The sequence below is a fragment of the Desulfotomaculum sp. OF05-3 genome, assembly GCF_003435535.1.
Classification (GTDB): Bacteria; Bacillota; Clostridia; order Lachnospirales; family Lachnospiraceae; genus Pilosibacter; species Pilosibacter fragilis.
Map to the genome: position 1 here is coordinate 97385 of NZ_QWGO01000001.1, position 24640 is coordinate 122024.

The following is a 24640-nucleotide window of genomic DNA, read 5'->3' on the forward strand; positions in this document are numbered from 1 at the left end:
AAAAAGCGCATAAATTTCGATATTTCGAAACTTTCTGCGCTTTTAAATTTATAATTCCCCACTCAAAGAGTCCCTGATTTTATCCAGGAACCTCTCCCCGTACTTCTCAAACTTAAACTCACCAACGCCGGAAACCTTCAACATTTCCTCCTTATTTTGGGGTTTTACAAGGCACATATGTACCAGCGTCTTGTCGGAGAATACTATGTAGGGCGGGACTTTTTCTTCCCTTGCGATCTCCCTGCGAAGTTCCTTTAAGAGGTCGAAAAGCGTCGTCTCCTTCTCTGTAAAGTTCTCGCTTCCGGCCGTCATTTTTGGCTTCTTCGCACTGGAAGTCTTCCCAGTCTTCATTCTCTCCTGCTCCTTCGGGAGCTTCATCATGACTTTCTCATCTTCGCCGTTTAAGAGGGCCGCCGCGTTCTTTCCGAGTTTTACGATGGCGTACTCGTCGGATGTCACCACAAGATATTCCTTCACCTGGAGGAAATTTAAGACCTGGCGCAATCTGTATGTGGGAACCTTCGATAACTCTCCGTAATGGGAATTCTCATCCATGTGGTAATTTCGGATCTTCACCGTCGCTGCCCCGTGGACAGTATCCAGGATCACCGTGGTTCCATACCGCTCCCGGCACTCTGCGACGCAGCCCACGATAGCCTTCACAATCTCCGTCACATCCATCTCCTCAAACTGTGTCTTGCAGTTCGAGCAGTTCCCGCAGTATCCGCTTCCATACTCCCCGAAATACCGCAGGATATACTCTCTCAGGCAGTCGTTCGTAAAGCAGTAGAACGTCATCTTTTTCAAGCGCTCCCGGTCTCTCTCCGCAACGATCGCTCTCGTCACATCGTCAAGCTCCTCATTATCCCGGTTGTTGTCGATAAACATCTGGTTTGTCACCACATCTCGGCCGCCGTAGAGCAGCAGGCAGTCCGCCGGTTCCCCGTCACGCCCCGCGCGGCCGGCTTCCTGATAATAGCTCTCCATGTTCTTCGGCATATTGTAGTGGATCACAAAGCGGACGTTCGACTTGTCAATTCCCATGCCGAAGGCATTGGTCGCCACCATGATCTGCGCCCGGTCGAAGATGAAATCCTCCTGATTCTGTTTTCTCTCGCTGTCGGAAAGTCCCGCGTGGTATCTCGTCACGGAAAAGCCGTCCTTCATCAGCTTCTCCGTCACCTCCTCCACGAGTTTTCTCGTCAGGCAGTAAACGATGCCGCACTGACCGGCGTGTTCTTCGATATATGTCTTTACCGCCGCATACTTGTCCTTCGGGCTCTGGACCTCGAAATAGAGGTTTGGACGGTCGAATCCTGTTGTCGTCACCACCGGATCCTGGAGTTTCAGGAGATCGATAATATCATCCCGAACCTCCGCCGTCGCCGTTGCCGTGAAGGCGCTGACTACCGGACGTTTCGGGAGTGTACACAAAAATTCTTCTATTTTTAGGTAACCGGGCCTGAAATCCTGCCCCCACTGGGAGACACAATGGGCCTCGTCCACCGCCACCATAGCGATCTTCGCGTGGACGGCAAAATCGAGAAATTCCGGTGTCAGAAGGCGCTCCGGCGCGACGTAGATGATCGGATATCGACCCTCGCGGGCATATCCCAGCGCTTTATAATACTGCCCTGACGTCAGGGAACTGTTTAAATAGGCCGCATGGACTCCCGCCTGGTTCAGCGCGCTGACCTGGTCCTTCATTAAGGAAATTAACGGTGAGATCACAAGCGTAATTCCCCCGTTCTCCCCTGCCATCAGCGCCGGGATCTGGTAACAGAGCGACTTTCCCGCACCCGTCGGCATGATTCCAAGTACGTCCCTGCCGGAGGTGATCGCGTCGATCATCTTTTCCTGTCCGTCCCGGAAAGCGTCATAGCCGAAATACTGTTTTAATACCTCATATTTATCCATAAAAGCATAATACCTTTCCAAATCTGATAAAGTATCGAGCAAAGTCTGCTATTGAAGCATTATTCAAATGGAACATAAAGAAAAACGATGCCGCAGCGCAGCTAAGAGCATATCGAATATCAGATCATTCAGAATCAAGAATTTATTGTTGTTCCATAATATCACGCTCCTGCTCTCCGTGCAAGCCCGCAGTCCATAAACTTTTATAAAAGATGTCGCTTTTCCATCCCTGTGCCCATTCATTTTCCCGTTACTGTTCACGCTTTGCGCAAACAGTAACTGATTTTGCCGATGCTTCGCATTCCGAATCGGCAAAATCCACTACCACCACTGTATTGTACGGAATTTTCAGTTCAGAAAATTCCTACCCGTGTACAGTAATATTTTCCCCGACTTTTCATCTTGTAATCTCCCCCCAATATTGCTATAATTGGATACAATACAGATACACCCGAAAAGGGGAATTACGGAGGAAAGAACATGAACTTTTTAGAAGAGCGTATCGCGAAAGACGGTGTTGTAAAAGAGGGAAACGTATTAAAAGTCGACAGCTTTTTAAACCATCAGATGGATATCGAACTTTTTGACGAGATGGGCGCGGAGTTCAAGCGCCGTTTTGCCAATGAAAATATCAACAAGATCCTGACCATCGAGGCATCCGGCATCGGTATCGCCTGTATCGCGGCAATGCATTTCCATGTGCCGGTCGTTTTCGCGAAGAAATCCCAGAGCGTAAACCTTGACGGCGAAATGTATGTTGCTGAGGTAGAATCTTTCACCCATAAATGTAAAAATCAGGTCATCGTTTCCAAGAAATTCCTTTCCCCGGATGACCATGTTTTAATTATCGATGACTTCCTTGCGAACGGTTATGCCCTTCAGGGACTGATCTCCATTGTCCATGAGGCGGGCGCTACAGTTGAAGGAATCGGCATCGTGGTAGAAAAAGGATTCCAGATCGGCGGACAGGTCATCAGAAATCTGGGCTACCACTTAGAGTCCTTAGCCATCGTTGAGTCCATGGACCCGGCTGCCGGCACTGTAAAATTCCGCGAACAGGACTAATGTAAAAACGGATACTTTCGCTTCCGGCAGGAATGCCGGAGTGCAGAGTATCCGTTTTCTATTTCTTCTTTCTATTTCTTCTCTTCTTTCGGTAACGGAATCGCAAGAACCGTCTGGATCACCTTGTTCTCCACTTTCATGATCTTTAACAGATAGTCCCCGATCCGGACACTCCCCTTCTCTCCCGCTTTCGGGATATGTCCAAGCCTGGACACCATGAAACCGTTCAACGTGTCAAAGTTATCCTTATCTTCCTTATCAAATTCCACCCCAAGAGTCTCCTCCACATCATCTAAGAGTGTGAGACCGGTAAGCTCATATGTACCATTCTTTCTGGAAACGATATCTGGCTCTTCCTTATCATACTCGTCCAGAATATTTCCGACGATCTCCTCTAAGATATCCTCCATCGTGACGATACCCGCAAGCTGACCATACTCATCCACGACCAGCTCGATATGGATCTTCTGGGACTGCATCTCCTTAAAGAGAGAGTTGATATTCTTCGTCTCCGGAATAAAGTGTGGACTTCTGAGCAGACCCTTGATCTTTTTGATCGGCGTATTTAAATGTTCTTTCGAGTCTGTATAATGAAGCATGTCCCGCATGTGGAGAATACCGATGATATTGTCGATATCTTCCTCATAAACCGGGAATCTCGAGTAGTTTGCTTCCTTCACAACGAAATCCAGCGCTTCCTTAAGCGTGATCTCCCCGTCCAACGCAAGGACAGCCGTGCGGTGCGTCATGATATCCGCCGCCACTTTATCATCGAACTCGAAGATATTCGTGATCATCTCCGCCTCACTGGCCTCTAAGACCCCCTGCTCATGACCTTCATTGACCATATACATGATGTCTTCCTCGGTCACATTGTCATCTTTTTCGCGGATATTGATGCCCACCGCCTTCAGGGAGATATAGGCGAACTGATCCATCAGCCACGCGAACGGAAACAGAAATTTCGCCACGAGCTCCACCAGTGGAAGCACCTTATAGCAGAACCGGATCGGACTTTTCGCAGCGATGCGCTTCGGGATCACGATCCCCAGTCCCGTGAGCAGAAATGCGATTCCCACAAGTCCCGCGACATATGAAATTCCAACGGCTGCCAGATGCGGCAGCTTTGTGCGCACTCCGAGCAGTGCCGTCAGATTTCGTACCACAAACAGCAGGGAAGACGCTCCCATTGCCAGTGTCAGGATACTCGTTGCCAGCTGGTTTGTGCGGATAAAGAGATACGGATCCTCCTGGATCTTCAGAAGCTTTTCCGCCCTCTTATTCCCCTCGTCGCGCTCATCCTCCAGTGCACTGGTGTTCAGCGCCTGAACCGCCGCACCGAATCCGTACATCACCGCAAACAGGATCACCGATGCGGCAAATAAAACAATTCCTATCCACGAATTGCCATCGTCCATGAGAATTACCTACACTCCTTTATCATTTTCAGTACTGCATCCAGCCGTTTCCAGATCCATGGCTGAATTGTTTCAAAGATCCATTCCAAATCGGCTGTGCCGATAGGATTTTTGCCTTCTATTCTAAGTTTTCTTACGGTCAGCGCAGTAAATGCGCAGACCTACTGAACAGTTACTATTTGTCCACTATAGCATTAAATCCATGCCCCGTCAAGGAATACACCCGCGATTATGTAACAGGTTCCGCCCCTTTCACAGGCATTTTCCTAATAGCCTCCAAGTTCCAGGCTGACCTTCAGCGCCTCGTCCACCCGGCCTAACAGCTCCCCGTCGATATGGCAGATCTTTTCCCTGAGCCTCTGCTTGTCGATGGTCCGAAGCTGTTCTAAAAGGATCACAGAGTCCTTCACCATGTCACAGTCTCTGGCGGAAAGCTCCACATGGGTAGGAAGTTTTGCCTTATTCATCCTTGATGTGATCGCCGCGCAGATCACCGTGGGGCTGTGCTTGTTCCCCACATCGTTCTGGATCACGAGCACAGGCCGCACGCCTCCCTGCTCCGAACCGACTACCGGTCTCAGATCCGCATAATAGATATCGCCCCGTCTGATAATCACAAGTCTCACACTCCGCCTGAATTTCTATGCGGTCAGCAGATCCGGGGCTGTGCCTGCACCTGTCCCCGGCGGCTGCCGCGCTCCCTCAAGAAGCCTGCAACGCGTGCTTCTTATAGTCCAGAGTATTTCCCACTTATGATATTTTATTCAGACGTACCGGTTTTCGAGCATGACCGTCAGAAGCCTTCGTACTCCTCATCCCTGCACATCATGCCGCCCACTTCTTTTCCATTCTTCACGTACCGCCGCGGCACACGTTTTCCTATCAGGCATGGGATCTCGTAATGGAATCCGCCGGAAATCTCTGCAAGCTCCTCCATAGTGATCTCCTGATTCCCGTCTCTGCCCACAAGAGTCACAGAATCTCCCTCTTTGGCCTCCGGGATCCCCGTAAGGTCCACCATAAACTGGTCCATACAGATCCGTCCTAAGATCTTTGCCCGTTTTCCATGGATCAGCACTTCTCCTTTTCCGGAGAGATTTCTCGGATAGCCATCCCCGTAACCTGCAGAGACCGTAGCGATCCGCATCGTCTTCTCCGCCTTAAAGGTTCCGCCGTAGCTGACCTCCGTTCCCGGTCCGATCTCCTTGATGTAAGTGATAAAGCTCTTTAACGCCATCGCCGGTTTCAGAGAAATGATATCCTGTTTTACCTCATCCGACGGGTACAGGCCGTAGATCGTGATTCCCGCACGGACCGCGTCCATGTTAAAATCCGGGAGCTCCACGATTCCTGCGCTGTTGGAACAGTGGCAGACCGGTACTTCCACTCCCGCTGCCTTCACAGCATCACAGAACGCATGGAACCGTCTGTACTGCTCCCCTGCTTTCGTCTTATCTGCCTCATCCGCCCGGGCGAAATGGGTGAACGTACCGGCGATCCTGAGAGCCGGAAGCTCTGCGATCTCCTTTACGGTCTCCACGGATCCCTCATCCGGGAAAAGTCCGATACGGCTCATTCCCGTATCCACCGCGATATGGATCTTCGCGGTCTTTCCCTCTGCCACAGCGGCATCTGATAATTCTTTTGCTCTCTGGTATTCAAACATAGGCAGACTGATGTCGTTTTCAAGACATTCCTGATAGCGGCCGGCTGAAACCGGACCAAGACACAGGATCTCTTTTTCGATTCCATGTCTCCTGAGCTTAAGCCCCTCATCCACCGTTGCCACCGCGTACCCACAGACAAAACGGTCGATGGTCCTCGCCACCGGAACTGCCCCATGTCCGTATGCATCCGTCTTTACCACGCCGTACATCTTCGTTCCCGGACGAAGATGCTCCTTCATGGCCTTCATATTTTCTTCAATACGCCCGAGATCCACCTCTGCGTAGATTCTGTCAAATTCCATCTCTGTATACCTCCGGAAGGCAATCTGCGATCTCCCCTGCTAACACTCCGTGGACTCCAAAATGTTGCTCAGCGGCCTCGCCGGCGAGACCGTGTACATAAACTCCAAGGGCCGCCGCGTCACTCTCCTCCAGTCCCAGCGCTACGAGCCCGGCGATCACGCCCGTAAGCACATCACCGGAACCGCCTTTGGCCATAGCCGGAGTCCCGCTTCCGTTCACGAACGTCTTTCCGTCTCTTCCGGCGATCACCGTCGCCGCGTCCTTTAAGACGCATACTACGCCGTACTGATCCGCGAACTCCCTGGAGGTGCGGACCGGATTCTCCTTCATTTCTTCTATCTGAATTCCTGTGAGCCGCGACATCTCCTTCATATGCGGCGTCACGATAATATTCTCCGTAAAATAACCTGTAAGTTCCCGGTATTCCGCCGCAAGATTCAGGGCATCCGCGTCAAGAATGATCGGAACATAGGCGTCCTTCAGGACATTTTCCACCATGCATCTGGCATAGTCCTCCATCCCGATCCCGGGGCCCAGAACGATCACATCGGCCCATTCCGTCTCCCTCGCGATCTTTCGCGCAAAGTTTTCCGGATCTTTCTCGGCCTCCTTCGTGTCGTAGGTGGCTAAAATGGCCTCCGGAAGCTTTTCCTGTACGATCAGCCGGTTCTCCTCCGGGGTAAAGACCTTTACAAGTCCGGCTCCCATCCGGTATGCCGCTCTGGCGGAAAGCAGGGAAGCCCCCGCCATATTCTTCGCTCCTGCCATCACAAGGATCTTTCCGTATGTTCCCTTGTTGGAATCAGCCATGCGGGCCGGGATCCTCAAAAGATCTTCCCGATCCAGCATCTGGACATGCTTTTCCCGTTCTGTGCTGCTCTCCGGCACAAAGCCCACATCTTTCACGAAAAGATGTCCGCAGAGCTCCCGCCCCGGAAACAGCACCTGTCCAAGCTTCTTTTCTCCGAACGTGACCGTCACATCCGCGCGGACTGCATCTCCCATCACGCTTCCGTTATCGGAGCTGATGCCCGACGGGATATCGACAGCAATGACTTTCATGTCTTCCTGTCCATTGATCCACCGGATCAGCTTCCGGTATGCGCCCTCCACATTTCTCGAAAGGCCGATCCCGAAGATTGCGTCCAGGATCACGCCCCGGCAGCTTCTTTTTCTCTCCCCGGCCTTTCTAAACGGCTGCACCGGGATCTTCTTTTCCACCGGGTCCGGCAGATCTTCCGCCGTCATCACCGGAATTCCCAGCCGTTTTACGACATTTAGCTGGGCTTCCAGCTCCTCGCTTCCTTTTCCGTCCCGCTGCGGGAAAACGATCTTCACATCGTACCCCTTTAAAAACAGCATTCTGGCGGCGGCAACTCCATCCGCCCCGTTATTTCCAAAGCCGCAGACGGACCAGACGGTCCCTGCCCGTTCTTTCTCCAGTATCTCCTCTGCTTTTTCTGCAACTGCCATCGCTGCCCGTTCCATCAGGACTAAGGATGGAATCCCATACCCTTTGATGGACCTTGCATCGAACTCTTTCATTTCTTTTCCGCTGAGAACTGCTTTCATCCGGCCTCCCCCTCTCCGACGGCAAACGCCATCGCATGGTCCTTCGTGTCTGAGATCGACACTTCGATCTTTGTGATCCCGAGATCTTCTGCTGTTTTTGCGGCTCCCTCATGAAGCTCCACATAGGGCTTTCCAAGAGGGTCTCTTAAGACCTCCACATGAATCGGCATAAACTCCCGGAATCCCGTTCCAAACACCTTCGCCACTGCTTCTTTAACGGCAAAAGTGCCGGCAAGGACCCGGGGATCTCCCTTTGCCTGCCGGCGCTCACGCTCGGTATAAATACGCGACAAAAAAGCCTCTTTATCACAGGCTTTTTTTACGCGCTCAATTTCGATCAAATCACAGCCAACTCCAATCAACATGTCTCATTGGTTCCCGTCTGTTCTGCTTTTTCCTTTGCTTTCCGCTCCCGCTCATCCTGCATGCTGCAGACACGATAGGAAAGTCGCATCAGGCTCTCGGAGAGGTGGACATTCTCAACGACCACATCATCCGGAACATTTAGGTCGGTATGGGCAAAGTTCCAGATCGCCTTGATTCCGGCCTTTACCAGGCGCTCTGCGATCTCCGGAGCCTTGGACTTCGGGATCGTGAGGGCTGCGATCTGCACCTCGTTATCGATAATAAACTGTTCAAGGTCATCGATCCCGCGGATTTCCACACCACGGACCACGAGACCGATCAGCCGCGGATTGGTATCGAACATTCCCTTGATCATAAATCCGCGCTTCTCAAAATTTGTGTAATTGGCGATGGCCTGTCCAAGGTTTCCGGCTCCGATGATAATGAGGTTGTGCTGTCTGTCGATTCCTAAAATCCTTGCGATCTCCGTGTAGAGATACTTAACATTATATCCGTATCCCTGCTGGCCGAAGCCGCCGAAATTGTTAAGATCCTGACGGATCTGGGACGCCGTCACCTTCATTCTGGCGCTCAGCTCATTGGAAGAAATCCTTTCGATCCCCTCCTCCATCAGCTCACCCAGATATCTGTAATAGCGCGGAAGTCTGGAAATAACCGCCTTTGAAATCTGTCTTTCGTCTGTCATTTTCTGGTTTCACCTTCTCAAAACTTTCATATAACGATGGAATCTATTATACTCATATCTATATTATTTGTCAAATCCTTGTCAAAGAATTTAGGCGAATTGGGGCTGGAACTGCCCTAGCCCATAAAAAAGAAAATGTCCCGCCCATGATCTCCCCGACCGGACGGAACATTTTTCTTTTGAGTATATCTATATCTGTTCAACAGGTTTGCTGCTGTTCACACCCTGCGCAGGCAGCAACGGACCTGAGACTCAGCGGATATTAATGATTGCTGCTTATTCAGCCAGCTCCTCCCACTTTTCATACAAAGTCTCAAGTTTCCCTGCGATCTCCTCTTTTTCTTTATTTAACTCCATGAGCTTCGCCACATCGGAGAAAACACTCTCGTCGCAGAGAAGTCCGTCGATCTCACCGTCTCTCGTCTCGAGTCTGTGGATCTCGTCCTCGACCTTTTTCAAGTCATTCTGACGTTTTCTCTGGCGGGCCTGCTCTTCCTTCTGGGCTTTCCAGTCAAGCTTTCCGCCTGCGTCCGCGCTGCTCTCCGCCGCTTTTCCGGAAGTTTCAGCCGCCGCTCCCGTCTTTGATGCGCCGAATCCGACGATTCCGCCGGTAGGCTCCACATTCTCGGTCCCGAAATGGGCGTTCATCATGGCCTCATGTTTTTCCAGATAATAATCGTAGTTACCGATATAATTCATCATCCGCTTTCCGGTGAGATCCAGGATCCTCGTTGCGGTCTTGTTGATAAAATAACGGTCATGGGAGACGTAGAGCACCGTACCGCCGTAATGGCTTAAGGCATTCTCCAGAATCTCCTTCGAAGTGATATCCAGGTGGTTCGTCGGCTCATCGAGGATCAGGAAGTTTGCCTCGGAGAGCATGAGCTTCGCAAGGGAAACACGGCCTCTCTCGCCGCCGCTTAAGTCCCCGATCCGCTTAAACACATCGTCCCCGGTAAAGAGGAATGCCGCTAACGTACTTCTGATCTGGGTGTTGGACATTCCCGGGTAGGCATCGGAGATCTCCTCAAACAAAGTCTTTTCCATGTGGAGCACCTGATGATCCTGATCATAATATCCGATGTGGACTCTGGAACCAAGAATGATCTCACCGTCATCCGGCTCCACAAGACCGTTGATGATCTTTAAGATCGTGGTCTTTCCCGTTCCGTTGTCACCGATAATAGCAACCCGTTCCCCGCGCTTTACATCGAAATTCAGGTCTGTAAATAATGTCTGGGAACCAAAGGACTTCGCCAGACCGTTTACTGTCAGCACATCGTTTCCGCTTAAGATATTCGGCTCCAGGCGGATATCCATGGCGTCATTGACCTCCGTCGGCTTCTCAAGGACTTCGATCTTATCTAACATCTTTTCCCGGCTCTCCGCTCTCTTAATGGACTTTTCCCGGTTGAAGGATTTTAACTTTTCGATGACCGCTTCCTGGTGCTTGATCTCCTGCTGCTGGTTTAAGTACGCCTTCATCTGGATCGCGCGCATCTGCGCCCGCTTCTCGCTGTAGGCCGTATAATTCCCGGAGTAGACCACAGCATGTCCATTGTCCAGCTCGATGACCTTCGATACGATCTTATCAAGAAAATACCGGTCATGGGCAACGATGAGAACGGCACCGCGGTAGTTTAAGAGATAAGTCTCCAGCCATGCGATGGATGACATGTCCAGATGGTTCGTCGGCTCATCGAGAAGAATGATATCCGGGTTTGTGAGAAGAAGCTTGCCCAGAGAAACTCGTGTCTTTTGTCCGCCGGAAAGCGTGGAGATCTGCTTGGAGAACTCCTCCTCCGTAAAACCAAGTCCCTTTAAGACGCCCACGATCTCACTCTTCCAGGCATAGCCGTTGATGAGCTCAAACTCGTGGCTTAAACGGCTGTACTGATTCATCATGGTCTCCAGCTCTTCCCCGGATGCCGTCTTCATGGAATTTTCCAGATCCCTCAGACGATTTTCCATGGCGATGACGGACTTTTTCGCATCCAGCATCTCCTCATAGATAGTCCGGTGGCTCAAAAGATCCTGGTTCTGCGCCAGGTAGCCCAGCGTCTTCCCGCTTCCAAGCACCACCTCACCGGAATCCGGTGCCAGCTCGCCGACAATGATCTTTAAGAGCGTCGATTTTCCCGCTCCGTTGATGCCGACGATGGCAGCTTTTTCATGATCCTCAATATGAAAGGAAGCGTTCTTGATAATATCGTCGCTTCCGAATGATTTGCAGATATTGCTGCAGGATAATATCATAAAATCCTCCTGTTTCTATCACTGTAACAGCCTCACAGCCGCATACTTTTTGTACACCGCAGTTATTTTTACAACTGCTCTTTTATCTTTCAACCGCAAATACAGACTCTGTATTTGCCGGCATTTACTTTTTTATTTAAGCCCAGGGAAAATACGGCCACACCGACGTTTATGATCGTTCCAAGTCCAAACATTTTGTCCTTACAACCAACCGCTTTTTCAGTCCGGCTGCCTGCCTCTTTTATCTTGTCAGTGTCATGTCACATCAAATCCGCCTGATATAACACCATATCGTATTCATATAAAACGACATACGCAGTTAAGTATAACACATATCTCCCATCAGCGCAACGAACACAAAATCAAAAATCCGCTGCCGTTTTCCATGACATTCCGTTCATGTTGAACCAGGCAGCGGACATCTTTATTCATTTTATGCTTCTTTCTCCACCTGATCTTCCCATCTGCTTTTCTTATAGTAAAAGTAGGAGATAACCGCGCACACGATCCACCCAACCGGGTAGCCGAGACCTACGGTGTACTCGTTGAAGGCGATCTTTGTCACAAAGAACAGATAGATCTGCCTGCAGACAACGAAGCTGAAGAGCATAATGCACATCGGGCCCTTCGCGTCACCGGAGCCTCTTAAGGAACCAGCCAGGATCTGGTTGAAGGAGCTGCAGAAGCGGAACGGCACGGTCATCAGGATAAACAGAGTTCCGTAATGCAGAACCGACGGATCCCTGTTAAAAAGGGATACCAGGGATCGCGCGGAGAGCGCCATGACGATGGAGATGCAGCTCAGCGCGCCGACACCCATGAACACCGCCTGTCGGACGCCTTTTCTGGCACGCTTTACATTCTTCGCGCCGAGGTTCTGTCCCACGAAGGTGGTTGCCGCCTGGCCCATGCTCTGGGCCGGCAGGATCGCGAACTGGTCGATCTTCGAGTGGCAGCTCCAGCCCGCCATGATCACCGAGGAACCAAGACCGTTGACGTATGCCTGTACCAGAGCATTGGAAAACGCTGTGAGTCCCTGCTGGACACCGGCCGGAAGTCCGATCCGGAAGATCTCACCGAGACAGGTCTTATTGATATGTAAATCTCTTAAGACAAGTTTATGGGCTCCATCTGTTCTTGTGAGTGTCATGCAGGCCAGGAACGCGGAAACTGTCTCCGCCATCACTGTGGCGATCGCTACACCGCTGATCCCCCAGTGGAATACCGCCACAAAAAGGATATCCAGAACAATATTTAAGCAGCTGCTGATGATCAGGAACAGGAGCGGACGTCTCGTATCCCCCACAGCCCTTAAGATCGCACTTCCCATATTGTAGAGGAACAGCACCGGAACTCCGACAAAGTAGATCTTTAAATACTCACCCGCCGGTCCGACCACATCATCCGGCGTGGACATCCACTTTAACATCACCGGAACGACCCCGATAGAGATCAGGGAGACAAAACATCCGACGATCACCGCGAAGAGGATCGTCGTCTCCACCGCCTCGTGAAGCTTCTCGAGGTTTTTCGCGCCGAAACTCGTGCTGATCACCACACCGGCTCCGATGGAGATTCCGTTAAAGAAGTTCACCAGCGTGTTGCAGATCGCCGTGGTGGCTCCCACAGCAGCCAGGGCCGACGTTCCGAGATAATTTCCCACAACGATGCTGTCCACGGTATTGTAGAGCTGTTGGAATACATTTCCCATGATCAGCGGGATTGCAAACAGCACCAGCTGTTTCCAGATCACTCCCTCCGTCATATCAATGTTTGTTTTTCGTCCACCTTGAGGTCTCGGCATCCGCATTGCCCCTTTCTGACTGTTATTTCTGTTTTATCTCGTTTTTCATGTAAAATTTACCATTAAAATATAATATCTATGTAAATCATACGGGATTTCGGGAGAAAAAGCAAGCAGTTCCATGGCGTCGCTGTCACAGGAAAACCGTTGTCTGTTTCACAAGAAAATTTTGTGAATTCAAGTAACTATTCACCAGGTCTGCACATTTGCTGCTCTGACCGTAAGAAAACATAGACTAAAAGTCAAAAATCCCATCGTCGCAGCCGGTTCGGAATGGATTTTTGCTTGTAATTATGAAGGTACTGAATCGTTACGAATTCACGTAAAAGAAGCAGGAAACCCGCAAGTAAACGGGATATCCTGCCTCTTTGGCCATTCGCACTATTTAGATTCTAAAAATTACTCCCATGTTGGAATGTAAGCGCCCTTGTAAGTCTCCTCGATCACTTTCGCAACTTCCGGTGTGCGGAAATAATCTACAACTTTCTTGTAAAGCTCATTGTCCTTGTCCGCTGTTCTCGCAACGATGATGTTTACATACGGGTTGTCGCTTCCCTCTTCAACACTCTCAAGGAAGATCGAATCTTTCTCCGGGTTTAAACCGTTGTCAACCGCATGGCCGCCGTTGATGACTGCCGCTGCGACGTCCGGAAGAAGGCTTGCTGTGTTTGCTGCCTCAACCTCTTTAATGTCAAGGTTTAACGGATTCTCTGTGATGTCCTTCTTCGTCGGTGTGTAACCAGCCTCCGGATCAACCTTGATGAGACCTGCGGACTCTAAGAGCTTTAACGCACGGCCGCCGTTTGTAGCATCGTTCGGGATCGCGATGATATCGCCGTCCTTGATCTCGGAAACGTCTTTGATCTTGTTGGAGTAAAGTCCTAACGGAGCGATGATGGTCTCACCGATGATGGAAAGATCATATCCGTTGTTCTTGCAGTCATCCTCAAAATATGCGATGTGCTGGAAAGAGTTTAAGTCGATCTCGCCGTCGTTTAACGCACGGTTCGGAAGCGGATAATCCGCAAATTTTACAAGTTCAAGATCAATGTTCTCCTCGGCAAGTTTCTCAATGACCGGCTGCCACTGCTCATTGTTCTCGCCGACTACGCCGAGCTTGATCACTGTCTTCTCGCCGGATGCTGCTGTCGTATCTGCTGCCGCGGAACCTGCTGCTGTTGTGTCTGCTGCCGCTGCTGTTGTCTCTGCCTTCTGGCTGCTTCCGCATGCAGTTAAGGATAATGCTAAAACTGCTGCAGTACCAAGTGCTAAAATTCTTTTCTTCATAATATGTCTCCTCCTAAACTGATTTGTCGCTGCCCGGTTCTGTCCGCATTCGCTGTACGGACCGGACAGTTCCATTCTATTGATACGGCTCAGAAAATTTCCGCGCCGCTTCAAGCTATATGATCGTTTCTTATGACCGGTATTGAAACATACCGACCGCCCAACAAGGGGATACCCTCTTAATGGGTCGTCTTTTTAATAACATAAGAACCTGTACTCTGAATGAGGCTTACCATAATCAGAATGATGATCACAGTCACATATGTGACGTCTGTCTGTCCTCTGGAATGACCGTAACGGATCGCGAAGTCTCCGAGTCCGCCGCCGCCGACAGCACCTGCCATCGCGGTAAGGCCTACCAGACTGATGAACGTGATCTGCATCGCGCGGACGATTCCCGGTACACTCTCCTTCAGATATACCCGGAAAATGATCTCCCAGGGACTGTTCCCCATGCTTTCCGCCGCCTCGATCAGTCCGTAATCCACTTCAGCGAGCGCACTCTCGATCTGTCTCGTGAAAAACGGGACAGTACCGAAGATCAAAGGTAAGATCGCGCCCTTCGTACCGATGGCGGTTCCCACTACCATACGGGTCAGCGGGATCAGAGCTGTCAGAAGGATCACAAACGGAATCGAACGGAAAATATTTACCAGCTTGTCTAAAATATTGAAAACAACCTTGTTTTTTAAAACACCCTTCGGAGCGGTCGCCGTGAGGACAATTCCGAAGAAAAGTCCGAATACCATGGAGATTGCTCCTGATACGATCACCATGTAGATCGTCTGTCCAAAGCTTTCAAGAAGTTCATCCGGCTTCGACATGACATTTGGGATGATTGCATTTAAAAAATCAGCCATTCTCAATCACCTCCACTCCTACATTCTTTGCTTTCAGATATTCAACTGCACCCTCAATATCCTCTTTCCTGCCGCTGGCGATCGCTACGGTTCCGCCGATCGGCGCGTCCTGAACGATCTCCAGATCCGCAAAGATGATATTTAAGTTGATGTTGAACTTTCTGGAAGTCTCGGAAATCAATGCCTCCGATGTATTTTTCTTAATATAGTTCAACCGAAGGATCTTCTCGCCCGGCTTTAATTCTACAAGCGGTGACTTATCCTCGATCAGTTTTTCGATCTTCTGAAGGTTTGAGGTGGTGCGGATGAAATCTCTCGTGATACCAGCCTTCGGTGCTGCAAAGATCGAGAACACATCGCCTTCCTCAACAACATTTCCGTGCTCCATAACAGCAACCCTGTCACAGATCTCCTTGACAACTGCCATCTCGTGGGTAATGATCACGATAGTGATTCCAAGCTTCTTATTTAAATGCTTTAAGAGCTGTAAGATCGCCCCCGTAGTCTGCGGGTCCAGAGCGCTGGTGGCCTCATCGCAGAGAAGAACCTTCGGGTCATTCGCAAGGGCCCTTGCGATCGCGACTCTCTGTTTCTGTCCGCCGGAAAGCTGGCTCGGATACGCATTTTCCTTCTCTGCGATATCAACGAGCTCCAAAAGCTCCTTCACTTTCGCCTTGATCTGCTGTTTTGTAAGCCCGCTTCCCTTTAACGGGTAAGCGACATTCTCTCCTACCGTTCTGGAACGCATCAGGTTAAAGTGCTGGAAGATCATTCCGATCTTCTTTCTCGCCTCTCTCAATTCCTTTGCTGGAAGATCCGTGAGGACCTTTCCGTCTACGGTGACGGTTCCGCTCGTCGGTCTCTCAAGCAGGTTGATGCATCGCACCAGTGTGGATTTTCCGGCTCCGGAGAATCCGATGATACCGAAGATCTCGCCGCTCTTGATATGGAGCGTTACATCGGAGACCGCGTGGACTTTATCCGCGCCGGTATCAAAGGTCTTTGTAATATGGTCTAACTGAATCAATTTTATCCTCCTATGTACGTACCAGTCGTACATTTTCTAATTTCTGTGTGTGCTAATAAGATATCACGTTTTCACTGATCCGTCCAATACAGATAAGAAATAAGTCGTTATAGGTTTTTTCTATATCAGAGAGTCTTTTATGAATTTTTCCGGCTCTGACATTCATCTGTCTTTCTGTGGTGGTCATTTACCAGATTGAACCCTTTGATTTTCGATTGCATAAAAAGAATGTGCCTTTGGTGTAACAGGGAATTTCCTGTTACACCAAAAATACGGGCAGCTATTGCCTTAGCTGCCCTGTGTATCATACCTTATTTTTTTGCTTTTCCTAAGCTTCCTTCACTGCCTTCACCGCATTGTCTAAGAAGTCTGCTTCTATATACTCTACCGTTCCCTCGTCGACAGCTTTCGCGATCGCCGGACGGATCGGGATCTGAGCGAGAACCGGAATTCCGTATTCCTTTGCGACATCATCAATATGGCTCTCGCCGAATACGGAAATCTTCTTTCCGCAGTCCGGACATTCGAGGTAGCTCATATTCTCAACAAGACCGAGGATCGGAACATTCATTTTCTTCGCCATGTTGACCGCCTTCTCAACGATCATGGAGACAAGCTCCTGCGGGGAGGTAACGATGATGATTCCATTGACAGGAAGAGACTGAAATACAGTAAGCGGCACATCGCCGGTTCCCGGAGGCATATCTACGAACATATAGTCGATATCCTGCCAGAGTGTCTCACTCCAGAACTGTTTCACTGCACCTGCGATCACCGGACCACGCCAGATCACCGGATCTGTCTCATTCTCCAGAAGCATATTGGAGGAGATCACCTCAACACCAGTGGAGGAAGTCGCCGGGACAAGGAGCTTTCCATCCGGAGTCACTGTCACGCCATCATGAATCCCAAAGGCTCTCGGGATCGACGGACCTGTGATATCCGCATCAAGGATTCCTACTCTCGCACCCGTCGCGCGCATGCGGCAGGCCATCAGGGATGTCACTAAGGATTTTCCGACACCGCCTTTCCCGCTGACAACGCCGATCACTTTCTTTACAGAGCTCGCCGGATTTAACTTCTCAAGGAAGCTCTGCGGCTCATTTGTTCTGCTTCCGCAGTTTGCAGTACAGCTTCCGCAGTCATGTGTACAATTTTCTGCTGTTTCGCTCATGATTCTCTCACTTTCTATCACTTATTCTCCCACCAGATCCTCTACCTGTGAGTTTGACGGGAGCCATGGCAGCCTGATGCTGCCACGTTGCTTATTTTTCTTTTTACGCTGTTCTTATTCCTTTAAACCTGTCTCGATCAGGTCACATACAGCCTCCAGGGCTTCTTTCTCGTCCGGGCCATCACAATGTACTGTGATCTCATCGCCGCACCGGATCCCGGATGCCATTACGTTTAACACACTCTTCGCATTGATTTCTTTTTCTTTATAAAAAATCATCACTTTAGAATCGAACTTCATGGATGTCTGGCAGAGCAGTCCCGCCGGGCGAAGATGAAGACCTGTCGGGTTTACGACTGTAACTTTTCTTTCTACCATAACCTGTTCCTCCTATTTTGTTTGTAAACATGTAACTATTCAGTACCTTCATAGTCACGAGCAAAAATCCATTCCAGATCAGCTTCGCTGATGGGATTTTTGCTTTCTATCCTATGTGTTCTTACGGTCAGCGCAGCATATGCGCAGACCTACTGAATAGTTACGTAAACATTTTCATTTTATACCACAAACCCCATGATGTCAACGAAACGCTCCGGAATGATTTGACATTTTACAAAGCCCGGGATAAAATCAAAACGATCTACCTTAAAAACCACGTTCAAGGAGTTCCCACGAAATGAAACTACTCGCTCCCAATCTATATAAAGTCATTCTCACCAATAAAGCCATGCGGACCTCATCGAGAAACCTCTATATTATAAAAGGAAATGGCCGCAGCCTCATGATCGACACATCCTGGAAAGTTCCGGAGTGCCTGAATGAGATGGAACATGTCTTAAAAGAGCTTTCCATCGACTATCGGGATCTCGACATCTTTGTGACCCACAATCATGCAGATCACAGCGGATACATCTCCCTTTTCATAGAGCGCGGTGCCCGGGCCTTCATGAACCCCGTGGAGATCTCCGAATGTTCCGACCGCTACCATCGTCTTTATGAGGACAACACCATGCGCCGCTCCTACACCAGAGAATGCGGAGTCACAAAAGAACTGGCTCCCGATGCCTGGCAGGAAATCAACACCGGAGCTGACCAACTTGCAAGGGAAAACAATATTTCTTTTCATTTTCCCTTTACCCCCATTGCGCCGGGGGACACGCTCTCCTGCGGCGGCTATGATTTCGAGATCGTCCCCCTATACGGTCATACAGCCGGTCAGTGTGGGCTCGTGGAGAGGAAGAAAAAGCTTTTCTTCTGCGCTGATCAGGTGATCCTGGGGCTTACTCCCATCGTCATCACATCAGGAAAAGACCAGCATCTCCTTGCTGAATACTTTGCATCCCTTAAAGCACTGGCTGCCGATTATGCCGGTTACCGTTTTCTCCCCGGACACTACGGAGAATTCACCGAGATCCGTGAGGAGACCTGCCGCATCATCGACGAATATGAGACACGCTGCACCCAGCTCCGGCTGGCTCTGGCAGAAAGCCGCCACCCCATGACTCTTTTAGAGCTTGATCAGGCGCTCTATGTCCAGCGCATGCAGACCTACCGCTATTCCTATCTTTTCTCCTATCTCAATACATGGCCGAAACTCTTTTCCTGTCTGGACTGGCTGGCAGAGACAGGGTCGATCACCCGGACAGAGAAGGACGGGGTCTTATTCTGGTCTCTCCGCTGAGCGCGCCTCCGACTCCCTCTTTGAGAACACGCAGCCACAGTAATTCTGACGATAGAGCGCGTGTTCTCTGGAAAGCTTCGTGGATCTTTTATATCCGTTTCTCTTCTTGAAATCTGATGACAGAAACTCCACACCATACTCGCGTCCCATCTCTTCCCCGATCCGGTTTAACCGCTCCGCGTCCTTTAGGGGGCTGATCGTAAGCGTCGTCGTAAAGAAATCGAAGTACCCGGCTTTTGCCTCTCTCGCCGCCTCGGAGAGGCGGAGTTTAAAGCACTCCGTACATCTTGCGCCGCCTTCCGGCTCCTGCTCGAGCCCTTTTGCCGCTGCATAGAAATCGTCGGGCACATAGGTTCCTGCCACAAAATGGATCGGGTGGCGGTCTGTCTCCTGTTCCCACTCTCCATTGAATTCCCGGATCAGACGTTCCTGCTCCGATGTCCGCTCCTCGTACTCTGATGGCGGATAAATATTCGGGTTATAATAAAATACCGTGATCTCAAAATATCTGGAAAGATATTCCAGAACATAACTGCTGCAGGGCGCACAGCAGCTGTGTAGAAATAAAGTGGGAACCTTTCCCTCTTTCTGCAGTTCTTCCAGTTTTTTATCTAATTCCTTCTGATAATTTCTCTTATTCATATGATCTCCCGGCAGGCTATGCTGCCCCGATGCTTCAATCCCCTGTGTCTCCTTCTGTCTCAGCCTTCTGCCCGGTTGCCGTCACCGGCACTTCACCATTACAGGATACCGGCAAAAAGACCGCAACGGAAAAAGGCAGCCGGATCTTCTCCCGCTGCCTGCATTTCTATTTTCACCGAATCCGTTCAGTCTGCCCCCAACGATCCGCTTCCAATATCCTTTTCCCGGTCTTACAGGAAATCCCGGATCCGTTTGCTGCGGACCGGATTTCTGAGCTTTCTCAATGCTTTCGCCTCGATCTGACGGATACGCTCTCTCGTTACGTTGAACTCTTTTCCAACTTCTTCCAGAGTTCTCGGATGTCCGTCTTCAAGACCGAATCGAAGAACGATGACCTGACGTTCTCTCTCTTTGAGATCACCAAGTAATGCGTCGATGTGCTCACGTAACATTACGGATTCCACGTTTCCTTCCGGAGTCACCGCGTTGCTGTCCGCAACGAAGTCGCCGAGATTGGAATCGTCCTCCTCACCGATCGGAGTTTCTAAGGATGCGGGCTCTCGCGCGATCTGCATGATCTCCATAACCTTGTCCTCAGACATCTCGAGCGCTTCCGCGAGTTCTGTCACGGACGGCTCATAGCCGAGTTCCAGAGTCAGCTTTCTCTGCATCTTTGACATTTTGTTGATCGTCTCTACCATATGCACCGGAACACGGATCGTTCTCGCCTGATCCGCAAGGGCTCTCGTCACAGACTGACGGATCCACCAAGTCGCATATGTACTTAACTTATATCCTTTTGTATAGTCGAACTTCTCAACGCCCTTGATCAGACCAAGGTTTCCTTCCTGTACAAGATCCAGGAAACTCATTCCACGTCCAGTGTAACGCTTTGCGATACTTACGACGAGACGAAGGTTTGCCTCGATCAGACGCTCTTTTGCAGACTCATCTCCCTCTGCCTTTCTCTTCGCGAGACGAAGCTCCTCATCCGCGGAAAGAAGCGGCACGGTACCGATCTCCTTTAAGTACATGCGGACCGGATCCTCTGTTCCGATACCTTCCAGAAGATCGATGGCGTCTAAGTCAATGTCCTCTCCGTCCTTGTCCTCACGGTAGTCATCATCCAGATCATCCAGAAGCATGGAATCATCCGCAAGCATTGCGTCATCAATTACCGGCACAACGTCGATATTGCTGTGCTCTAAGTAATTATAAATTTCATCCATCTGCTCCGGTCCGAGGTTATCTCCGGCAAAAAAGTCGTTGATCTCCGTCGCGTCAAGTGCGTTCTGTTTTGACTTGCCCAGTGCGACAAGTTTCTTAAGTTTGTCTAAAAATACTTCTTTTTCCACTGAATAACGTCCTTTCAGGTTGGGGCTGCTCAAACTGCTCCACGATAGTTCATTATATACTATCCAGTGACAATTTTCAATGCTTTTCTACGCCTTTTTTGTTGAATTTTAACATTTTATTAGCACTTTTTGTAATTATTCAGCAGGTCTGCGCACTTGCCGCCCCTGTCATCCCGCCGTCTTCTCCTCCTGCTTCTCCGGCTCCGGGCTGCAGCTTAAGGTCACTGCTTCCTTCACATTCTCGATCTTTGCCTCAGTAACCGATCCGCCAAACTCACCGTCGAGGACCCACGGGATCTCTTCCTTGGCGGTGACCGTAAACTTTGAAGATTTCACGCGGATCACGTCCTTATTTTCCTGTTCCGGGAACAGAAGCAGACCACTTATAATATTCGGAAGATCCGCCGGAGTCTTCGGTGTCCGGATAAACACGCCCTCAAACAGGCCGTCATGGAAGGAAACATCCTTCGGCGCAAGTCCTCTGAAGCCTCCGACACTTGTGGTGTTCGTCACCATTCCGAAAACGAACTCTCCATCCGTCTCACCGTCATCCCATGTCAAATGCATCCTGTAGGATTTGAGATTTCCCAGTGCCTTGATGGACTCCAGGATATATGCCTGATGCCCAAGAACGTTCTTGATGTCCTGGGGCGTGCTGTACGACACTTCCGTGAAAGCGCCAAATGCGGCGATATAAACAAAATACCGCTCATCCCCAAATTTTCCGATGTCGACGCCGTAGGACTTTCCGCTCACCACATCCTGCGCCGCCTTCGTGAGATTCGCCGGAATCTTTAAGCTTCTCGCGAAATCATTCGTGGAACCTGCCGGGAGATATCCGATCTCCGGGCGTTTTTCCAGCCTCATGATGCCGGAGATCACGCTGTTCAGCGTTCCATCCCCGCCGCTGCAGACGAAAAGTTCCACATCCTTACCGTATTCCTCGGCAATCTTCGCCGCATCCCCCGGTTCCTGGGTCACATAGACAGAGGGCAGATAGCCTGCTCCACAGAAAATCCCGAGAATATCGGACAACTGGTTCTTGATGGCTTCCTTCCCGGAACGGGGATTAAAAACAAATAACATTTTTTTCATTTTCATCATGAACACGCTCCATAAAAGACGCCCTTATGCGCCATAATACTAACAAATGTCAATACTTTCTATTTCTAATATGGGACACTGACAGATGCATCGGTACTACTGTACGGAATTTTCAGTTCAGAAAATTCCTACCCGTGTACAATAATGATGCATCTTCTGCATTCTGTCCGCCCTGACAAACAATATCTGTGGGTTCAAGAGAATTTACAGCCATTATATCATAGACTCACGACCCCCGCGCTGACGCGCTCTATTGCCTGCTGACGCAGGCGGTTCGTTCGTTAATGGTCCAAGAAAAACAAATGCCACCTGCGGTGCCGCTTGTTTTTCTTTTGGACTCATTATATCATGACTGGCTTTCCAGCAGCTTTCTATACGCCGCAAACGCGTTCGGGATCGGGTACTTCTCCTTCAATTCCCCTCTGTCCGCAAACAGCATTCCCGGGATCTCTTCCCCTGCCTTCACCAGGTACCCGCTCATATGCCACTCCACATGGCTGAAAATGTGCTTTGCCTCCGGCAGTTTTTCCTCCACCGATGCCCCGCCACCGAGGCGTTCCAGTACCTCTTTCTCTGAAAGTTTTCCTTCCAGATTCGGAAATTCATACAGGGATGCCAGCAGTCCGGTGTCATCCCGCTTTCTAATGGCTATTTTATCCCCGTATTTCACTAATAATACGGTCTTTTCCTCAATTTTCCTTTTCTTTTTCGGTGCCTTCACCGGGATCGCAGAGATCAGGTTTCTTTTTCTCGCCTCGCATACCGTATAGAATGGACATGGAAGATCGCAGAGAGGGGCACCATTGGGGACGCAGACGATGGCTCCGGTCTCGATGAGCGCCTGGTTGAAATCTCCTGGCTCATCCTTTTTGAGTGTCTTTAAGACCTCTTCGACCGCAGCTTCTGTCTTCTTCTTTACCGCTTGTTTTAAGATATCTTCGTAGCTTCCGGCAACTCTCGAAAGGACCCGCATGACATTTCCGTCCACCGCTGGGACAGGGAGTCCGAAAGCGATGGATCCAATGGCACCCGCCGTGTAGCTTCCGATTCCCGGAAGCGCAAGAAGCGCTCTGCGATCTGCCGGAAGTTCTCCGCCGTACTGGGAAACGATGATCTTGGCCGCTTTCTTCAGATTTCTGGCCCTGCTGTAATATCCGAGACCTTCCCAATACTTGAAAAGCTCTTCTTCCTCACACTCAGCCAATGCCTGCACCGTCGGAAAACACTCCATAAACCGGGCAAAGTAGGGCTTTACTGCCTCCACTCTCGTCTGCTGCAGCATGATCTCCGAGATCCAGATCCGGTAGGCATCCTGGTTCTCCCGCCAGGGGAGATCTCTTTTATTCCCCCGATACCAGGAAAGGAGCGGTCCTCTTGCGGCTTCCAGACGCTCCGTCAGGGTGAGGTCTTTCTCATCCGGAAAGATTTTCTGGAGACCGGAATAAAGATCCGCCCCCGAAACATTCATTTCTTCCTTATACATATCCATAGACTCCGCGGACGGAAACTTCCCCGGAGATAATCTCCTTTAATGTGCCATCGGAGAGACGGACTAAAAGTGCGCCTTCCTTGTTGATTCCCTCAGAGACACCGCGGTACTCGCCCGCCGGATCCAGAACGCACACCTCGTTGCCGAGATTTACAAGGTTTGCATTGTACTCTTCAATAAGTCCCGACATGTCCTGCGTCTCGATGAAGGTGTCATAATATCCCTCAAATGCCTCCATGATCGCCGCGATGATCTCACTTCTCTTCTGGATCTTCCCGCTCTCGATCCGCAGGGAAGTCGCTGTTGCCTTGATATCATCCGGAAATTCCATCTGATTTACGTTGATGCCGGTTCCCGGGATCACGTACTGGATTTCCATGAGCTCCGTGCTCATCTCCGTTAAGATTCCGCAGATTTTCTTCTTATTTAAAACAAGGTCGTTCGGCCATTTGATCTCAGATTTCAATCCTGTCGCCTTCTCGATTCCCCTTCTCGTGGACAGCGCCATGACGAGCGTCAGCATGGAGGCCGCCATGGGATCGATCTGTGGTCTTAAGAGCATGCTCATCCAGATCCCAACGCCCGCCGGAGATGTCCAGACACGACCTCTTCTGCCCTTTCCGCCGAGCTGGCGTTCCGCGACAGCCAGGGTTCCGTGGGGCGCGCCCTGTTCCGCGAGACGGCGGATCTCATTGTTCGTGGAGTCGGTCTCCTCGAAGAACGCCACCTGCGTTCCTGCCCATTTCGTGTGGATCGTGCTTTCCAGCTCTTCCTTTGAGAGCACATCCGCCGATCCCTTTAAAATATATCCTTTATTCCGGACGGCCTCGATCTCGTAGCCCTCCTCCTTTAACTGGTTGATGACCTTCCAGACCGCCGTTCTCGAGACACCGAACTTCTCGCAAAGCTCCTGACCGGAAATATAGCCATCTGTCTCCTTCAATAATTTCAGGATCTCTCCCTTCATC

The 24640-nt window shown here is 50.3% G+C and carries 21 protein-coding genes; 2 read left to right on the forward strand and 19 right to left on the reverse strand.

Annotated elements, in window-relative coordinates; all coding sequences use genetic code 11:
• Nucleotides 1–48: 48 nt before the first annotated feature.
• Entirely contained in the window at nt 49–1917 is a 1869-nt protein-coding gene (gene recQ / locus DXA87_RS00410; RefSeq protein ID WP_117502963.1) for a DNA helicase RecQ, read from the reverse strand.
• A gap of 480 nt (nt 1918–2397) precedes the next feature.
• Here recQ and DXA87_RS00415 point away from each other — a divergent pair, with 480 nt between their 5' ends.
• The gene (locus tag DXA87_RS00415; protein ID WP_015554861.1) at nt 2398–2982 is read left to right on the forward strand and encodes a xanthine phosphoribosyltransferase; all 585 of its coding nucleotides are present in this window, start codon (nt 2398–2400) and stop codon (nt 2980–2982) included.
• Nucleotides 2983–3053: 71 nt separating this feature from the next.
• On the opposite strand, the gene DXA87_RS00420 is transcribed toward DXA87_RS00415, so the two are convergent.
• The 13 genes from DXA87_RS00420 to DXA87_RS00480 form a co-directional block, all read right to left on the reverse strand.
• The gene (locus DXA87_RS00420; protein ID WP_117469857.1) at nt 3054–4400 is read right to left on the reverse strand and encodes a hemolysin family protein; all 1347 of its coding nucleotides are present in this window, start codon (nt 4398–4400) and stop codon (nt 3054–3056) included.
• A gap of 266 nt (nt 4401–4666) precedes the next feature.
• Nucleotides 4667–5017, reverse strand: coding sequence for a type II toxin-antitoxin system PemK/MazF family toxin (locus DXA87_RS00425; protein ID WP_117469858.1), 351 nt, complete (start codon nt 5015–5017; stop codon nt 4667–4669).
• 176 nt (nt 5018–5193) lie between these two features.
• Entirely contained in the window at nt 5194–6369 is a 1176-nt protein-coding gene (alr, locus tag DXA87_RS00430) for an alanine racemase (protein WP_117502964.1), read from the reverse strand.
• On the reverse strand, nt 6359–7942 hold the full coding sequence (locus tag DXA87_RS00435; RefSeq protein ID WP_117502965.1) for an NAD(P)H-hydrate dehydratase: 1584 nt from the start codon (nt 7940–7942) through the stop codon (nt 6359–6361). The genes alr and DXA87_RS00435 overlap by 11 nt, the downstream gene beginning before the upstream one ends.
• A complete protein-coding gene (gene acpS, locus DXA87_RS00440; RefSeq protein ID WP_015554865.1) occupies nt 7939–8307 on the reverse strand; it encodes a holo-ACP synthase in 369 nt (122 codons plus the stop codon). Before acpS ends, DXA87_RS00435 begins: the two co-directional genes overlap by 4 nt.
• Nucleotides 8301–8993 carry a redox-sensing transcriptional repressor Rex gene (locus DXA87_RS00445; RefSeq protein ID WP_015554866.1) on the reverse strand — a complete coding sequence of 231 codons (693 nt, stop codon included), beginning with the start codon at nt 8991–8993 and terminating at the stop codon, nt 8301–8303. Before DXA87_RS00445 ends, acpS begins: the two co-directional genes overlap by 7 nt.
• A gap of 276 nt (nt 8994–9269) precedes the next feature.
• Nucleotides 9270–11249, reverse strand: coding sequence for an ABC-F family ATP-binding cassette domain-containing protein (locus DXA87_RS00450; RefSeq protein ID WP_117502966.1), 1980 nt, complete (start codon nt 11247–11249; stop codon nt 9270–9272).
• A gap of 433 nt (nt 11250–11682) precedes the next feature.
• Nucleotides 11683–13053, reverse strand: coding sequence for an MATE family efflux transporter (locus tag DXA87_RS00455; protein ID WP_242997993.1), 1371 nt, complete (start codon nt 13051–13053; stop codon nt 11683–11685).
• Nucleotides 13054–13452: 399 nt separating this feature from the next.
• Nucleotides 13453–14340, reverse strand: coding sequence for a MetQ/NlpA family ABC transporter substrate-binding protein (locus DXA87_RS00460; RefSeq protein WP_015554873.1), 888 nt, complete (start codon nt 14338–14340; stop codon nt 13453–13455).
• Nucleotides 14341–14519: 179 nt separating this feature from the next.
• Complete coding sequence (locus DXA87_RS00465; RefSeq protein WP_015554874.1) at nt 14520–15200, reverse strand: methionine ABC transporter permease; 681 nt, start codon at nt 15198–15200, stop codon at nt 14520–14522.
• Nucleotides 15193–16227, reverse strand: coding sequence for an ATP-binding cassette domain-containing protein (locus tag DXA87_RS00470; RefSeq protein WP_117469863.1), 1035 nt, complete (start codon nt 16225–16227; stop codon nt 15193–15195). The genes DXA87_RS00465 and DXA87_RS00470 overlap by 8 nt, the downstream gene beginning before the upstream one ends.
• 328 nt (nt 16228–16555) lie before the next feature.
• The gene (locus tag DXA87_RS00475) at nt 16556–17401 is read right to left on the reverse strand and encodes an Mrp/NBP35 family ATP-binding protein (protein ID WP_015554875.1); all 846 of its coding nucleotides are present in this window, start codon (nt 17399–17401) and stop codon (nt 16556–16558) included.
• 114 nt (nt 17402–17515) lie between these two features.
• Nucleotides 17516–17779, reverse strand: coding sequence for an HPr family phosphocarrier protein (locus DXA87_RS00480; protein WP_015554876.1), 264 nt, complete (start codon nt 17777–17779; stop codon nt 17516–17518).
• Between the two features lie 298 nt (nt 17780–18077).
• Between DXA87_RS00480 and DXA87_RS00485 the strand changes: the two genes are divergently transcribed.
• A complete protein-coding gene (locus tag DXA87_RS00485) occupies nt 18078–19082 on the forward strand; it encodes an MBL fold metallo-hydrolase (protein ID WP_117484322.1) in 1005 nt (334 codons plus the stop codon).
• Here DXA87_RS00485 and DXA87_RS00490 read toward each other — a convergent pair.
• The 5 genes from DXA87_RS00490 to DXA87_RS00510 form a co-directional block, all read right to left on the reverse strand.
• Nucleotides 19062–19724 (reverse strand): epoxyqueuosine reductase QueH, encoded by a 663-nt coding sequence (locus DXA87_RS00490; protein WP_117502967.1) that lies wholly within the window; start codon nt 19722–19724, stop codon nt 19062–19064. The genes DXA87_RS00485 and DXA87_RS00490 overlap by 21 nt on opposite strands.
• A gap of 230 nt (nt 19725–19954) precedes the next feature.
• Nucleotides 19955–21079, reverse strand: coding sequence for an RNA polymerase sigma factor RpoD (gene rpoD / locus DXA87_RS00495; RefSeq protein ID WP_021905985.1), 1125 nt, complete (start codon nt 21077–21079; stop codon nt 19955–19957).
• A gap of 168 nt (nt 21080–21247) precedes the next feature.
• Entirely contained in the window at nt 21248–22183 is a 936-nt protein-coding gene (locus DXA87_RS00500) for a YegS/Rv2252/BmrU family lipid kinase (RefSeq protein WP_343220730.1), read from the reverse strand.
• Nucleotides 22184–22529: 346 nt separating this feature from the next.
• Nucleotides 22530–23666 carry an A/G-specific adenine glycosylase gene (gene mutY / locus DXA87_RS00505; RefSeq protein ID WP_242990529.1) on the reverse strand — a complete coding sequence of 379 codons (1137 nt, stop codon included), beginning with the start codon at nt 23664–23666 and terminating at the stop codon, nt 22530–22532.
• The gene (locus tag DXA87_RS00510) at nt 23659–24639 is read right to left on the reverse strand and encodes a biotin--[acetyl-CoA-carboxylase] ligase (RefSeq protein ID WP_015554880.1); all 981 of its coding nucleotides are present in this window, start codon (nt 24637–24639) and stop codon (nt 23659–23661) included. Before DXA87_RS00510 ends, mutY begins: the two co-directional genes overlap by 8 nt.
• Nucleotide 24640: the final 1 nt, after the last annotated feature.